Here is a 16,183-nt window from a genome sequence, read left to right as displayed (position 1 = left end):
TGGTATCAACAAAAGAGCTTCAACATATATTAATAATTAAAGATTTTTAGATATAAAACTCTAAATATAATTTAATCAAATTGGTCTACCTCTACAACATAATTAGCTAATTTAGTGAAAATCTAAATTATTCCGGTTCAGTGATGCCCTTTAACAGACCGTAGCCTGATATGAAAGTGTCATTCAGGAATTTTTTGCATATTTATTATACTCTCACCAAGCTCAACATCTTCTGTCAGTTCTTTAAGCGTTTTGTCTCTAAACAATTCATGGATCTTTTCACGCACCTTTTTGTATTCGTGGTGAATAGGACAAGGATGGTCATCACTGCATTTTTTGAATCCAATTCCACATTTGGTAAAAACTCCCAACCCGTCAATAGCCTCAATAACCTCTATTAAGGCAATATCTTCTTGCTTTCTACTTAGCCTAAAACCGCCATTGGGGCCCTTCGTTGATTCGAGCAGCCCATGCTTGACAAGTTCTTGTAATATCTTGCTTAAAAAATGCTTTGGTATCTCCTGTTTGTCTGCAATTTCGGTTAATCCTACATTTTTGTCTGGAGAGGAATACATGGCAATGTAAAGCATCGATTGCAGGCCATAGTGGCAGGATGTTGAAAACATATTGGTTAAACTATTTTAAAAATTTTGAAGTTCTAATAACTTTTCCTGAATCTAGAACACTTTCTAAGATAGAAAAGTCCTTTTCTAATTCCTGAAACATTTTAATTCTCCCTACCCTCCACTAATATCATGGTTCGAATAAAATTATCACGCTGAATTTCCCATTAATTCTTCAACAATGATGGTTCTTTTTCAATTAAAATATTTCGAACACTTTCCGACAGATTCGAACAATAGTTTACTTTGTCAACACTGGCACAATACAGCTGCTCTTCTTCCTGTTCCGACATATCTTCACACCTGCAATTCAGTGCTGAGAAATCGATGTTATTTAACTCGTCGCTGTATTTACTGTTATATTTAATGAGTTTTTCAATGGTATTATTGTCATCAATAGACTCATTATTCTCTTTGGCATGTATCAATGATAAACCCAACAGGTATTTATATAAAGCTCGGCGTGAGCTTACACAAGCAGTGTAGGTTACAACATCCTCCATAGGACGATATAGTTCTTTCTTTGAACGGTGGAAGTCTTTTTCAGCTTCCTGAAAAAGTTCTTCAATCTTTAAGTTTTTCATAGCATTGTGGATTTTTTTAACTGTTATCATCAGGCAACCAAATCATTTCGGTTAACTGATTTCTCTCTTAACTTCAAAAGATCTCATTATGAAGTCACTGGATCAGGTCCCTAAACTGACAGATCTGATAGTTAACACGATACTTTTATTAAATCCCTACATACCGAACATTTGAACTGATTCTTTGGCAAAACTCAACAATGGTTCAAAGTAAATGCCTAGCAAAATAGTTGGAATCAGCAATACAAATAGAAATACCTTTGCTCCTATACTGAAACTAATTGGCGACGTCTCTTTAGAGGGTCTGTAAAAAAACAAATTGCGTACCACACGGATGTAATAAAACAGTGAGATCACTGTAGTGATACCGGCAATTGCAACCAGCCAGAACCACCCCCCACTTACAGCTGCTCCAAAAATATAGAGCTTAGCTACAAACCCACCTGTTGGTGGAATTCCTGTGAGCGCGATCAAAAAGATAGTCATACCCACACTTTCCAGCGGTGCTCTGAAACCCAACCCCTTGTACTGCTCAATAGACTCGGTTTCCAGTTTATTTGAAAAGAGCATAGCTACATAGAATGCACCAAGATTCATGAAAATATAGATAAACAGATAGATCATAATGGAGGCAATACCCTCCTCAGCCAGCATTACCACTCCCATCAGCAAGTAGCCGGCATGCGCGATACTTGAGTAGGCCAGCATTCGTTTGATATTATCTTGTTTTAAAGCGGTCAAATTACCTACAATCATAGCGAGTGCAGCCATTGTAGACACTATCCATGTCCACTGTACGCCTTCGATCATCTGCCATATGCCTTCTCCAAGCATTCCATTGGGATCTGAAAATGATACCGTAAAGAAACGTAGCAAAAGCCCAAAAGCAGCGATTTTTGAAGCCACTGCTAAGATAGCCGCTATAGAAATGGGAGCACCTTCATATACGTCTGGAGCCCAAAAGTGGAAGGGGACAACAGCAATTTTAAAACCCATACCAACCAAAATCATCAAAATGGAAATATTTAGTATCAACGGATTTGAGACACCTGCAGACAGGGCTTCATTCACCACAAAAATATCAGTTCCTCCGGTGAGTCCAATTAGCAGACTTAAGCCATATAGCATCACTCCTGAAGAAACCGATCCATAGACTATATACTTCATAGATGCTTCAGCTGATATCGGTATTTTTTTGGTAAAACCTACCAGCACATAAGAACTTATGCTTGTGAGTTCAAAAGCCAGATACATCATCAGGATATTAGTTGAACTAACCATCAACATCATCCCCAGGATCATCCCGGATAGCAGCATATAAAATTCACCAATACGAGATCTATAATCGGCTAGTTCTCTGCTTTGAAGCGAGAAGAATGTGATTAATATACCGGTCAGTACTATCATTACTTTGAAATAAACCGCAAACGGATCAACCACAACCATATCATAGAAGAATAACTCATTCAATCCGATTTGTTGCAGTACTAAGAAGCCTGAAACAACCAAACCACCTAAAAACAAGTATCCGGTGATATTTCGGTCTTTTTTGGTTACCAAATCAGCCACAATGATCACACATAATGTGATCACTATAACGATCTCAGGAAGAAACTGACTTAAACTATGTAATGTATGTTCAATCATATCGGTAACTGAGAATGTGTTTGTTGCCGTTTTCAGGTTTGGTATTTATGGCTGAATTAAATGGCCACATGGTTTCAGAATCCTCCTGCGTTTACAATTTCCACCAAGTGACTCAATGAACTGTTCATTAGTTCAATTACCGGTGATGGATATATACCAAGCACAATGATCAGTATAATGAGGGGTACAAAAGCTATAACTTCCCGAACGGTCAGGTCCTTCAGATCAGTAAGCTTCTCAGGAGTTTCACCAAGGAAAATGCGCTGCACGGTCCATAGAATATACCCGGCTGTAATAATGATCCCGGTTACGGCAATCATGGTTATCCATTTATAGGCAGCAAAGGCTCCAAGGAATGAGAACAGTTCACTCACAAATCCATTGAGGCCCGGTAAGCCAAGAGCGGCAAACATACCTATCATGGCAATTGCCGTATATTTTGGCATTTGATTGGCAATTCCGCCAAAGTCGTATAAGCCACGGGTATGGGTACGATCATACAAAACGCCCACTGCAAGGAAAAGCACGGCTGTAATAATACCATGGTTGAACATCTGCAGAACACCCCCAACCATACCCTGACTATTCAGAGCGGCTATCCCGAGTACCACAATTCCCATGTGGGAAATTGAAGAATAAGCTATGAGTTTCTTGAAATCGTCCTGTGCCATGGCACATAATGCTCCATAAATAATACTGATAGCTCCAAGGGCTGCCATGAAGTACACAAAGTAAACAGTGGCATCCGGGAATATTGGAAAGTTAATTCGAAGAATCCCATAGGTTCCAAGCTTCAGTAATACACCCGCTAAGATCACACTTATTGGTGTAGGTGCTTCAACATGGGCATCGGGCAGCCAAGTGTGAAATGGAAATAAGGGGATCTTGATCGCAAAGTTAATAAACAGTGCCATCCACGCTACGTAGCGCCAGGTAGTATCAACACCGGACAGTAAACTTCCATCCACAAAGTTGTCCGGGTTCATCATATGTAAAATATTAAAGGTATGGATGGTTTCACCGGTAGCCGGATCGGTATATGCCACACTGAAATATAGTGCCAGCATGGTGATGAGCATCAATATGCCGCCCACAAAGGTATAGATAAAGAATTTAATGGCCGCATATTCGCGCCTGGGGCCACCCCACAAACCTATAAGAAAGTACATAGGCAACAGCATCACTTCCCAGAATATGAAGAAGAGGAAAAAATCCAGAGAAACAAATACCCCCATCATTCCGGTAACCAATAACAGATACAAGGCAAAGTAGCCTTTCACCATCTTATCGATGTTCCATGATGAAATGACACCAATAAGACCAATTAGTGAGGTGAGTATCACCATGAGAACACTCAGACCGTCAATTCCCATAAAATATGAGATTTCAATGCGCCCTACCCATGGGACGGCATCTACGGTTATCCAGCTAAATTGCTCCACAAACTGAAAACTATCCGCTTCATTGATTCCGGTTTTCGTTCGATCAAACAGGAAAAACACTATTCCTGCCAGTACCAACTGCAATCCGGTTGCTACTAGGGCTGTCCAGCGTATGGCATCCCGGTTTTTGTCAGGAAGAAGCAACACTATAAGCATGCCTAAAATCGGGAGAAAAACGAGCCAAGTTAGAATACCGATGCCTAATATTTGAAGTTCCATAGTTTACCGTTCTGTTATAGTTTTCATATTCTTTTTAATTACATAAACAGGATAAAGAGCACCAGAAAACTGAATACCACGTAAACGAGGTATGTTTGCACCTTCCCCGTCTGAATTTTGCTAAGTAATCCACCTGCTCTATTTGCAGTTTCAGCCGTTGCATTGACCAGGCCATCAACAATATTCTGATCTATCCATCCGCTTATTGTTGCCAGTCCACGTACGACAACCGCCGATCCATTGACAATTCTGTCAATAATATTCTCATCAAACCACTTACTGATTCTTGTAAGCATGTGAAGTCCATTTACAAAAACCTTGTCATACATTTCATCGAAATACCATTTATTGAAAGCACCTTTGTATAAGAATCCGGCTTTTTGAGCCAATGATTCAGGATTGATTTTTTTCCATTGGTAAACCGTAAATGCAAAACCTATACCACCGAGAGCAATCAGAATAGATAATATCATTGCAGGGGTGTGTACATGATGAAGGGCATCATGAAATACTGCGTTGCTTGCCGGTTGCAACAGTTCCGGGACCATACTCATTGGTCGCTCAATAGCGTTAAAAAACCAGCCACTGGCCGCACCAAAAGGATTAAAACTGTAGAAGACAAATAATGACAACGTTGCCAATACCATCAATGGAATGGTCATAACAGCCGGTGATTCCTTTATGGCCTCAAAGCGAGATTCATCAGCAGGTTTGCCATGAAATGTGAGAATGAGTAGACGGAACATATAAAATGCTGTGAGTCCGGCTACCGCAAACCCAACTACCGGAAGGATCCAATGTCCGTTCAGGGAACTGAAAGCCCAGCTTCCTGCTAAAATTTCATCTTTACTGAGAAAGCCTGACGTAAGAGGTATTCCGGAGATAGCCAGTGTAAAAATAAGGAAGGTCCAGTAAGTGACGGGCATTTTGCTTTTCAGTCCCCCCATATTCCGGATATCCTGTGCATCGGTATGATGGTCATTTTGATCATGAAGTACCTTATGCATCGCATAGATCACACTTCCTGAGCCGAGGAATAATCCTGCTTTAAAAGCTGCATGTGTGACCAAGTGCATAAAACCTGCTGTATAGGCCCCTACACCCAAGGCCATGATCATGTAACCAAGCTGACTTATAGTGGAATACGCCAATACTTTTTTGATATCATATTGGGTAATAGCTATGGTTGCCGCAATCAAGGCTGTGATCGCTCCTATATACGCAATCACCATAAGAGCATCTGCAGTAAGCATTGGGAAAACACGTGCTACCAGATATACCCCCGCAGCCACCATCGTTGCGGCGTGGATCAAAGCGCTGACCGGAGTCGGTCCTTCCATCGCATCGGGTAACCACACATGCAGCGGAAACTGAGCAGATTTACCCACTGCTCCACAGAAGATCAGGATGCCGGCTGCGGTCATCCAGCCTTCACTTCCAAAAGGAAGCTGACCGGCTGAAATACTTGCAAATATTGATTCAAAGGTGAAGGTTGAGAAATTTACGAACAGGATCATAATTCCAAGAAACATTCCAAAATCTCCGACCCGATTTACTATAAATGCTTTATTAGCAGCATTTGAAGCGGTTTTTTTCTCATAATAATGTCCGATCAACAGGTATGAACTCAACCCGACCAATTCCCAGAACACATACATCAGCAGCAGATTATCTGTGATCACAATGCCAAGCATGGAAAAGGAGAAAAATCCCAGATAAGCATAATAACGGGAGTAACGCACATCATCCTTCATGTACCCCATTGAGAAGAAATGCACCAAAGTACTTACCAGTGTAACCACAACCAGCATCACGGCTGTCAGATTATCGAATAAAATCCCGAATTCCACATTCATTGAACCAACCACAGCCCAGGAGAATGTGAAAGTAAAAACCTCATGGGCATGAGCCGTGATCTTTGTAATGAGCAAATATAACGAAAGTAAAAAAGAGATCGAGACCAGTCCTGAACCCAGCCAGTCACCTTGACGGGGCAATCTTTTACCGAAAAAAATCAGTAGCAGAAATCCTAATAAGGGTAAAAGAAGGATAGTTATGGATAGTTGTGTGAACATGAGATATTCTCTGTATGATTATTTCATTTTCGGTTGGGTTACCCTTTCATCAGGTTAATATCATCGAGGTTGATTGAATTAAACCTATTGTAAATATTCAGTACTATTGCCAAAGCAACTGCTGCTTCCGCTGCGGCTATAATTATCACAAATAAACCGATCATGTGGCCTTCCAGCGAGAGTTCCGTAAAACGACTGAAGGCTATCAGGTTAATATTGGCTGAATTCAGTATCAGCTCTACCCCCATCAGCACCATAATTACGTTTCGTTTTGAAAGTATGGCCATCAATCCCAGTCCAAACAGTATGGCACTAACAACTAAAAAATGAGTTAAACCAGGCTCCGCAATCACTTGCATCATCATTGTTTCCATAATTAGTTCGATTCTTTTTTAAGTCTTGAGGATAATCGGGTGGCCATCATAATGGCTCCAATTATCGCAATTAGCAGCAATACACCGGCAATAATGAAGGGTAACACGTAATCGCTCATTAGCATCATTCCTAATCCGTGTACGGTATCGCTGTGTTCATTAGGTGAAATAATGCCCCAGTCAGCTGTGCCAAAAGCATATATCAGCAAGATGGCAGCTGCTGCAGAAAGTATGGATGCCGGCAGCAGATTTACCGTGATGCTTTTAAAATCCAGATCTCTTCCCTGTGAGGTCAGCATCAAACCAAATAAAAACAGGATGAGAATACCGCCCACATACACCAGTAGTTGAGTAGCTGCCAAGAAATCAGCATACAGCAAAACGTACAGCGCTGCTACTCCAACCAGCGTAAACATCAGAGCAAAAGCCGAATGCACAATATTCTTAGAAAACACCATAATAGCAGCTGAGGCAATGCTGATAAATGAAAAGAGATAAAAAAGAATGGTGGTCAGTTCCATGGTTATTCTTCCTCTTTTGTAGAGTCGGATGCATCTTCATTAGATACGTCATCCGCTTTATTTTCGGATTCCTGTTGTTTTTTGGCTTCTTCAGCTTCTTTCTTCTTTTTAGCCTCTTCTTTCTGACGCTTTTTTTCCTCTCGCTCGCGCTTTTTGGCTGCAGCTTCCTCTTCAGCTGCTTGCTTAACTTCCTCTACCTTTTCGGGAGTGAGATCACTGAAATTCAAAAGAAGGTTAGAGCGATCGTAATCAGAATATTCATATTCCGGCACCATGTAGATACAATCGGTTGGGCACGGCTGTGTACATAGATCGCAATACATACACTTGGCCATATCTATATCAAATTGTGCAAGCCAAAATCGTTTTGGATTCCCGGTTGATGTTTTTCCAAGATCTACATCAGAAGTAGCCTGAACCGTTTCAATATGTATACAATTGACCGGGCAGGCCCTGGCACATAAATTACATCCAATACAATCATCAATGTTCACGTACAACTTTGCTCGTGCTCCCGCCGGGAGTTCAACTTTTTCCTCCGGATATAATTCAGTCACAGTTGGGCCGAATAAATGCCTTAGTGTAACCCCCATTCCAGTAAAAATGGATTTGAATGTCATCCAACCTTCTTTTACTACATTGTCCATGACTACAAACTCCGGTTATTTAAAATATTACTTCCCATAGGGCTACCAGTATGAGATTTATGAATGAAGCCGGTATCAAAATTCCCCAGCAAATATGCATAAGCTGATCGACACGGTAACGCGGTAAAGTCCAGCGTATCCACATCATTATAATTACAAGGAACAATCCTTTAGCCATGAACCAAAAGAATCCCCAAATCGGACCGGCCATGAACTCTCCAAACGGACTATTCCAACCTCCAAAAAAGAGCGTGGCTCCCAACAGGGAAAGAAGCAGCATATCGGCGTATTCAGCCAGCATGAACATGGCCCATCGCATACCGGAGTATTCGGTTTGATATCCTGCAACCAGTTCAGACTCAGATTCAGGGAGATCAAAAGGTACACGGTGTGCTTCGGCTAGAATGGAAATAAAAAAGATGATAAAAGTAATAATCAGAAAAGGATTCTGTAAAATCAGCCAATTCGGCAGAAAGCCTAAAATATCGTTTCCTGACTGAAGTTCAGTTACTGTCATTAAATTGAGTGAGCCTGCAACGATCACTACCGTTAGCACGCTGGCTATTGTAGGCACTTCATAGCTGACCATTTGTGCGGCACTTCGCATAGAACCGATTAGTGACCATTTGTTGTTGGATGCCCACCCCCCCATTATCACACTTATGGTGAGCAATGAGGTTACTGCGAGCAGATAGAATACCCCAATATTGATCATGCTTCCGATATAACCGCTGCTGAATGGAATAACAGCAAAGGCAGCATAGGAAGCAGCGAACATCATGAAAGGGGCAAATTTGAATAAAAATCGGCTGGCATTGGCAGGAACAATATCCTCTTTTTGCAGCAGCTTCAGTAAATCGGCAATAGACTGCGCCCAACCATGCCATCCACCAACGCGATGTGGGCCTAAACGATCTTGTATGAATCCAGCAATTTTTCGCTCTCCCCAAATAGCTGCGAGTGCATACACAAGAATAATGGTAAGCGGTATTAAAGCATGGACCAAAATGGCTGAGGTAGCTCCGATATTTCCAAAAAGTTCGCTCATTATTATAGTTTTAGATATTTATATCCAATTTTTGAAAGCAATAAGTTGTTTTCATTATTTTTGTGTATGATTTTTTCGGCATGATTAACTACCGATCCACTTCGCCTAATACAATATCAATACTTCCAACAATAGCTATCATATCTGCAATCAAATGCCCTTTTGAAATAGCCCGTAACATACTCAGGTGAACAAAACTTGGGGCCCGTGCTTTTACTCGATATGGGGCACCCTTATTATCACTGATAATGTAATAACCTAGTTCTCCCCGGGGCGTTTCCGTACGAACGTACATCTCCCCTGCTTTTGGCCGTATCCTTTTTGGTGCAGCTTCAGTAACATCGCCTTCATCTGGCATGCCATCAAGGGCTTGTTCTATAATACGCAGGCTTTGTTCAAGCTCACGCACGCGAACAATGTATCGATCCCAACTGTCACCCAGGGTCCCCATTTCACCACTTCCGACCGGTATTTCGAAGTCGAAACGGTCATAAATCGAGTATGGGTCGTTCTTGCGCAGGTCCCACTTCACTCCGGAACCTCTCAATACAGGACCGGATGCTGCATAGTTAAAGGCAACCTTTTCAGGTAAAACTCCCACATCTGCTGTTCTTTGAATAAAGATCTTATTGTAAGATAACAGGTCGTTCAGCTCCTTAATTTTAGGACGGAATGTTTTGACAAAATCGGCCACATCCATTTTAAAATCTTTTGGTACATCACGCATCAGCCCGCCAACCGTCATATAGTTGTACAACAAACGGGCACCGCTTGCTTTCTCAAAAATATTGAGGATCTTTTCCCTTTCAGTAAACAAATACAGGAATGGAGTAAATGCTCCCAGATCGAGACCAAAGGCTCCTATTCCAAGTAAATGACTCGCAATTCGCTGCATTTCAGCCATGATCACCCGAATATATTCCACACGTTCAGGAACTTCAATTTCCAACATGCGCTCCATAGCTGTCACATAACCATGTTCCTGATTCATAGCCGACACATAATCCATACGGTCGGTATAAGGTATTACTTTGCTGTAATCGCCTACTTTTTCTGCATATTTTTCAAAGCATCGGTGCAGATATCCGATATTTGGGCGAACATCAGTGATGATCTCACCGTCCAACACCAACTCAAGGCGTAACACCCCGTGCGTTGACGGATGTTGAGGGCCCATGTTAATGGTCATCTCCCGTTTTCCCGCTTCATTGGTCGTTATATTCAAGATATCATTCATATACGCAATCTACTCCCCGGTTGGAATTCCCTGATAAAATTCTTGTTGAACATAATCTTTTCGCAGAGGGTAGCCTTCCCAATCTTCAGCCGTGAGTATCCGCTTTAGATTAGGATGGTCCTTGAATCTGATGCCAACCATATCATAGGCTTCGCGTTCGTGCCAGTTAGCTGTTTTCCAAATCGATTCCACTGATGGAACAATCGCATCTTCTTCCGGTACTTTAACTTTCAGAGCCAATTTTGAACTGTTAATCGTGGAATTAATATGATAGGTAACTCCCAAAGCTTCTTCCGAATCATAGTGTACTCCGCTGAGACACATTAATACATTGAATTGCAACCCGGGATCATCCCGCAAGAATTTCATTATTTGAATGACACTCTCGGCCGGAATTTCAATCCATGGCTCCCCGACATCACCTGTTTCAAAACTAAGGCCCTCTTCACCGAACTCCTGGATCAGATACTCGAATATTTCTTTTGGTTCTTTCATCATATTCAGGCTGTTTCAGGATTGTTCTTTACTTCCGTTACTTCCACTTTTTCATCTTTCTTCTCGATGATCGTCTCGCCGGTGATCTTTTCCTGCAGTTTAATAAATCCTTCAAGAAGAGCTTCGGGACGAGGCGGACAACCAGGAACGTACACATCAACAGGCACTACCTTATCAACACCCTTTAAAACATGGTAACCATGTTCCCAATACGGGCCTCCACAATTGGAACAGGAGCCCATGCTTATTACATAGCGAGGTTCAGCCATTTGCTCGTATAACCTCTTGATCCGGGATGCCATTTTCATGGTAACAGTGCCTGCAACAATCATTACATCAGCTTGACGGGGAGAAGAGCGCGGTATGATCCCAAAACGGTCAAAATCATAGCGAGAGGCTGCTGTTGCCATCATTTCAATAGCACAACATGCCAAACCAAATTGTTCATACCAAAGTGAATTCTTTCTGGCCCAGTTTAATGCACTTTCCAAATTGACAATAATGATATTACTGTCATGATATTTTTTGTCAAGCATTCCCATATTTAACTCTTCCTTTATCCTGCTTTTTGGATTGAATGACCGTTTCAATGCTTTCTCCTTCAAATTCAATAACTCCAACACCGTCTTTGTATTCCGGTACACGTGGCTTAGGCACATCCCATTGCAACTCACCTTTTCCGAGCTCATAAATGAACCCGATAAAAATCAGGAATACGAAAACAAACATTACACTAAAGGCAAAAAATCCGATTTCCTTGAACACCACAGCCCACGGAAAAAGCAACAATATTTCGACTTCAAAGATGAGAAACATCAAACCAATGATATAAAATCGGTTGTTGAATTGAATGCGAGCATCCCCAAATGGTATTTCTCCGCATTCATATGTCATCAATTTAACGTCATTTGGGCGATTTGGGCGTAGCAAACGGGCTGCAAATAAGGCTACTCCAACAAAGATGGATCCTGTTACAATAAAGAGTAAAATATACCCAAAGTTTGAAATCATTGGCTTACATCATTAAATGGTTGAAGATAAATTATGATATTTATACCTATTTATCCAAAATTATTTGTATCATTATTTCAAAGTTTTCAACAAACGTTTTAAGCCATGAAAACAATAGATCTTATCCTTCTTGAAAACAGTACAACCGTCCAAGATAGAATTAAATCGGCCGTAAATAAGAGTCAGGGAATAAAACTGGAAGCCTTATTTAATTTTGAAGATCCTGATGAAATTAAAAAGCATTTAAAAGAATCTGAACCCGATGTCTTGTTGGTGGGAATTGATGAAAGAGATTCTGAGCAGATGAAGCTTTTTAAATACATCAGAAAACATCATTCCAGCCTTCCTATACTGGTACTTACACCGCACAGTAGAGAAGGTGCGGCTACAGCCATAAAAGCTTTGAAAAACGGAGCTGTTGAATTCTTTCCTAAAACTTCAAAATTGAGTGGTTCCATACTCACTGAGGATTTCTTCAAAAAACGAGTTATTCCTGTAATTAAAGTGGCTCCAAGGTTAAACAGGTCAGTATTAGTGACACAGCAATTTGTTGATACTTCCATCAAAAAGATGAAACAGATTCCCGCCGATTTCTTCGAAAATTCGCTGAGTAAAATGGATGTTTTGGTCTTGGCGGGATGCCTCGGAGGTATTGCACCTTTATATTTATTGCTATCCAGTTTTCCGGCTAACCTGCCTGTTCCCATATTGGTAGTTCAGCATATGGTTGAAGACTATAGCAAAGAGCTGGCAGCTGATCTAAATCAATATACCGCCCTTCAGGTAAAGGAAGCAGAAGACGGAGAAGAGATGCAGGCGGGGTGGGTATATCTTGCACCCGGCGATTATCACATCCAAACCAAGAAAAAGAATGGTAGTAATTATATTTCTCTAAACCACGGACCTAAAGTTGAAGGCTTTCGCCCATCGATCGATGTCTTACTGAAATCTACAGCCCGCCAATTTGGTAAAAATGCATTAACTGTCTACTTATCAGGCGGTGGAAACGATGGAATTGAGGGCGCTAAAGTAATAGATATTGTGGGTGGACAGATCATCATTCAGAATGAACGTACTTCTCTTCTTTCAGATATTTCCTGGAAAGTGGGAGCCCATGGAATTGGAGATGGCTCATACCCTCTTGAACGGCTAAGTCAGGAAATAAGCCAGCGTATTATTTAAAATGCTAATCTATAAAAAAAGAGAACCCCGGTTCCCCGGAGCTCTCCTTGATCAGCACACCTCACGGTGACGTGAGACGTATATTTGACGTAATAATTAGATCAGATCAAAAGGAGTACTTATATCCGATACTTACACTACGATGTTCGTTATAGCTACTAAAGACCTGGTCGGAGGTATTAAAACCCTGATAAAATTCTTCTCTGCTATCGTCAAGAATATTAGTGATACTGAAACTTAGAGAGGACTTACCATCTATACCAAAGCTTTTATTCATGTTGAAATTAAGACTGTGAAAGGGCTCTGAATACACATCCGGAAAAAGCCCACCACCTACGGCTGTCAGCGTCTCTCCTTTCACATTGTAATAAAAACCGGCATCCAATCCCTTATCTAAATTATCATAGGTGAATCCTGCATTGATAATGTAGGGTGCCTGACCGGCCATATCACGTGTATCAACCACATTCTGACCATCCTTTTCACTGTTCTTACGGGCTCTGAATTCCTGCTCGGTCATGTCGATCTCAGACCTGACCAAAGTCACATTGGTGCTGAGCCCAAAATGGCGGATTGATTCAGATATAAAACCCAAGGATTTTCGCAGTTCAAGTTCAGCACCGTAAACCTGACCGTCTCCAACATTACGGGGTTGGAACTCACTGGATGTTTGTTGAACCTGTATTCTAACCAGCTCAATGGGATCTTGAAACGTTTTGTAGAATAAACTGGCTGAGATCATTTCATTCATACCCATGTATTTTTCCCAGCGCATGTCTACATTGTTGATGTGAGTCTCTCTCAGATTTCCATCCCACTCTCCTATTGAAAATAGACCACCATTAAAGATACGATCTGATACCGGATCCAATATCTGAGCAAACGACATTTCCTTGAATGAAGGACGAGCAATGGTTCTGGAATAAGCAAATCTCAGATTTTGATCCTTTCCAAGTTCAAAACTCAGGTTTGCTGATGGAAATAGATCCAAACCATCCAATACCTTTTCGTTATCCAGGTTGTTACCCGTACCACCTTGTGCAAACAAGGCATCACGACCTGTATGTCGCAGAGTGTATTGTTCGGCACGAAGACCAACATAGACCTTCAGCTTTTCAAATGGATTAAATTCATTGGAAACGTAACCGGCATAGTTCACTACGTTGGAATTGTACGCGTTTGGATTCGGATCCGGGTTTCCGGATTGGTAATAAATGTTACCACCCCCACCATATAAGTTTTCATCCACAAGAATTTCAGAAGGGTTACCATCAAAATCTGGTTGTGACCCAAAGAACTGCAAGTTGAATGAAAGAATTTCGAAATCTCGCTCTTTATATACATAACTGCCCCCAAACTTGAGCTTTGCCGGCAGGTCGAAGAGATCATAATCACGTGTAATATCTAAGCGATTTGCAAAGTTCACCTCGTCCATATACCTCCAGATGCGGCTTGGGAAACCTCCGGCTCCGGCATTGAAACGAGGGGCAGCACCCGTAACTGAAATCGTATAGGCTGTTTTGCGAATATCCGGGTCAGTCATAGACGAGAGTGTTACCGCAGATCTCCAGTTCACTTCCCAATTGGTGTTGTCAAAATAATTCACCCCATTAAGTAAAAAATTGGTAATGCTTCTTTGACCGTACTCCAGATTGTAGGAATCGGCCGTGTAACCGGATTGACCGGGTGCAGATTCACTATTATCAATAAAGAAGTTACCGGCTGTGCTTTCTCCGTTTTGAAGATGCATAGCTGTAAGCTTGTACTTTGAGTTATCCGTCTTGAACGCGACGCCTGTAAGTCCGCCTAAAAGAACATTTTTCTCTGATAAAGTACCGTTTTGTCTTGTGGCGTAGATCAGATCATAGGTAGCCGGATCGGGTTGGTTCTGATATTCTCCAAGCTGATAATTATTGTAGTGGTTGGATGCACTCTTATAGGTAAGAGACATGATATAACCCAGCTTCTTATCATTAAATACATTGTATTGATTACCAAGTGTTAAGCTGGCACTGTAATTTGCAAAGTTAGTTGCCGAATAAGGGCCAAGCGTTGGATCAAAACTGCTGACATAGTCAAATACTTCCTGACTTGAATTGCCACTTATTGGTGTGGGAATGTCATTATTATCTGTTCCACCCGGCAGTTCCCGGGTTCCACTGTCGAACCCAAAAATGTCAGTACTGCTACCATCATAGGTCAGGAAGTTGCTATTGAAATGCATATCAGGATTGTATTCGAAACTCAGTGAAAAATCATAGATCGGTTCCTCGGGGAAATCGATCGTTTCGATATCCACGATACCACCGGTAAAGTTAGCCGGCATTTCTGCCACGGCAGTTTTGGTGATCACCATATTGTTGATCAGATTGGTCGGAAAGATATCGATCTGCAAACTGTTACGATCCGGATCCAGGCTTGGGATCTCGACAGAATTTAGCATGGTTTGGGTGTAGCGATCGCCCAGTCCCCTTACATAAACATATTTACCGCCTTCAACAGACACCCCGGTCACATTTTTTAGAGCTTCGGCTGCATCAGAAACACCGATCTTGGAAAAGGCCTCAGCCGAGATACCATCGATCACATTTGCTGAATTCATCTTGGCCGTCATGATAGCTGCCTCAGAAATAGTGACCCTCTGCGAAGTAACCACTACATTGTCTAACTCAGTAATAGCGGGATTCAAGCGAATATTCGCAAGATTGGTCACTTCTCCTTCATCTATCTCAACGTCTTCAATTTCTATAGTTTGGTAGGATATATATGAGATTCGCAGTGTGTACTCACCGGGATCAAGTTGTAATTCAAATTTTCCGTCAAAATCGGAAGTAGTACCGGTTCCTGTACTTTGTATGTATATAGTTGCACCGAAAATAGGTTCGGCTGTTTCATCGTCAATTATAGTTCCTCTTAGTGTTCCTTTTTGAGCGAAGGCGTTAATTGAAAAACTACAGACCAATATTAATATTGGAAGGAATTGTTTTGTCATTTTCATAAGTGCTGATCTTATTTTTTTTTTGGAAAATGGGTGTTAATAAAAATGCTTGCCCTTCTTTCAAAAAGGGCAAGCAAATA

Annotated in this window: 15 protein-coding genes; 1 reads left to right on the top strand and 14 read right to left on the bottom strand. The window is 41.4% G+C overall.

The window, feature by feature from the left end; genetic code table 11:
• Positions 1 to 179: 179 nt before the first annotated feature.
• The 13 genes from ACKGJO_RS02020 to ACKGJO_RS01960 all read right to left on the bottom strand — a co-directional run bounded on the left by ACKGJO_RS02020 (position 180) and on the right by ACKGJO_RS01960 (position 11,923).
• Positions 180 to 626 carry an RrF2 family transcriptional regulator gene (locus tag ACKGJO_RS02020; protein ID WP_411321723.1) on the bottom strand — a complete coding sequence of 149 codons (447 nt, stop codon included), beginning with the start codon at positions 624 to 626 and terminating at the stop codon, positions 180 to 182.
• Positions 627 to 790: 164 nt separating this feature from the next.
• Positions 791 to 1,207, bottom strand: a complete 417-nt coding sequence (locus ACKGJO_RS02015) for a hypothetical protein (RefSeq protein ID WP_411321722.1) — start codon at positions 1,205 to 1,207, stop codon at positions 791 to 793.
• Positions 1,208 to 1,363: 156 nt separating this feature from the next.
• The gene (locus ACKGJO_RS02010; RefSeq protein ID WP_411321721.1) at positions 1,364 to 2,854 is read right to left on the bottom strand and encodes an NADH-quinone oxidoreductase subunit N; all 1,491 of its coding nucleotides are present in this window, start codon (positions 2,852 to 2,854) and stop codon (positions 1,364 to 1,366) included.
• Between the two features lie 74 nt (positions 2,855 to 2,928).
• Complete coding sequence (locus tag ACKGJO_RS02005) at positions 2,929 to 4,515, bottom strand: complex I subunit 4 family protein (RefSeq protein WP_411321720.1); 1,587 nt, start codon at positions 4,513 to 4,515, stop codon at positions 2,929 to 2,931.
• Positions 4,516 to 4,553: 38 nt separating this feature from the next.
• Positions 4,554 to 6,590 (bottom strand): NADH-quinone oxidoreductase subunit L, encoded by a 2,037-nt coding sequence (gene nuoL / locus ACKGJO_RS02000; protein WP_411321719.1) that lies wholly within the window; start codon positions 6,588 to 6,590, stop codon positions 4,554 to 4,556.
• A gap of 38 nt (positions 6,591 to 6,628) precedes the next feature.
• A complete protein-coding gene (gene nuoK, locus ACKGJO_RS01995; RefSeq protein WP_411323267.1) occupies positions 6,629 to 6,955 on the bottom strand; it encodes an NADH-quinone oxidoreductase subunit NuoK in 327 nt (108 codons plus the stop codon).
• 11 nt (positions 6,956 to 6,966) lie between these two features.
• Positions 6,967 to 7,485 (bottom strand): NADH-quinone oxidoreductase subunit J family protein, encoded by a 519-nt coding sequence (locus tag ACKGJO_RS01990; RefSeq protein ID WP_411321718.1) that lies wholly within the window; start codon positions 7,483 to 7,485, stop codon positions 6,967 to 6,969.
• Positions 7,486 to 7,487: 2 nt separating this feature from the next.
• Positions 7,488 to 8,132, bottom strand: a complete 645-nt coding sequence (locus ACKGJO_RS01985) for a NuoI/complex I 23 kDa subunit family protein (protein ID WP_411321717.1) — start codon at positions 8,130 to 8,132, stop codon at positions 7,488 to 7,490.
• Positions 8,133 to 8,151: 19 nt separating this feature from the next.
• The gene (gene nuoH, locus ACKGJO_RS01980; protein WP_411321716.1) at positions 8,152 to 9,180 is read right to left on the bottom strand and encodes an NADH-quinone oxidoreductase subunit NuoH; all 1,029 of its coding nucleotides are present in this window, start codon (positions 9,178 to 9,180) and stop codon (positions 8,152 to 8,154) included.
• An 88-nt stretch (positions 9,181 to 9,268) separates the two neighbouring features.
• Complete coding sequence (locus ACKGJO_RS01975) at positions 9,269 to 10,405, bottom strand: NADH-quinone oxidoreductase subunit D (RefSeq protein ID WP_458860085.1); 1,137 nt, start codon at positions 10,403 to 10,405, stop codon at positions 9,269 to 9,271.
• Between the two features lie 21 nt (positions 10,406 to 10,426).
• Positions 10,427 to 10,915: an NADH-quinone oxidoreductase subunit C gene (locus ACKGJO_RS01970; RefSeq protein WP_411321715.1), complete on the bottom strand. Its 489-nt coding sequence runs from the start codon at positions 10,913 to 10,915 to the stop codon at positions 10,427 to 10,429.
• Between the two features lie 2 nt (positions 10,916 to 10,917).
• A complete protein-coding gene (locus tag ACKGJO_RS01965; RefSeq protein ID WP_411323265.1) occupies positions 10,918 to 11,454 on the bottom strand; it encodes an NADH-quinone oxidoreductase subunit B in 537 nt (178 codons plus the stop codon).
• Positions 11,441 to 11,923: an NADH-quinone oxidoreductase subunit A gene (locus ACKGJO_RS01960; RefSeq protein WP_411321714.1), complete on the bottom strand. Its 483-nt coding sequence runs from the start codon at positions 11,921 to 11,923 to the stop codon at positions 11,441 to 11,443. Before ACKGJO_RS01960 ends, ACKGJO_RS01965 begins: the two co-directional genes overlap by 14 nt.
• 105 nt (positions 11,924 to 12,028) lie before the next feature.
• Here ACKGJO_RS01960 and ACKGJO_RS01955 point away from each other — a divergent pair, with 105 nt between their 5' ends.
• Positions 12,029 to 13,105, top strand: coding sequence for a chemotaxis protein CheB (locus tag ACKGJO_RS01955; protein ID WP_411321713.1), 1,077 nt, complete (start codon positions 12,029 to 12,031; stop codon positions 13,103 to 13,105).
• A 106-nt stretch (positions 13,106 to 13,211) separates the two neighbouring features.
• On the opposite strand, the gene ACKGJO_RS01950 is transcribed toward ACKGJO_RS01955, so the two are convergent.
• Positions 13,212 to 16,097, bottom strand: a complete 2,886-nt coding sequence (locus tag ACKGJO_RS01950; protein ID WP_411321712.1) for a TonB-dependent receptor — start codon at positions 16,095 to 16,097, stop codon at positions 13,212 to 13,214.
• Positions 16,098 to 16,183 lie beyond the last annotated feature (86 nt).

The sequence above is a fragment of the Gracilimonas qinghaiensis genome, assembly GCF_046602855.1.
Lineage (GTDB): Bacteria > Bacteroidota > Rhodothermia > Balneolales > Balneolaceae > Gracilimonas.
Note: the sequence above shows the minus strand (reverse complement) of the source record. Positions and strands in the feature narration are given on the sequence as shown.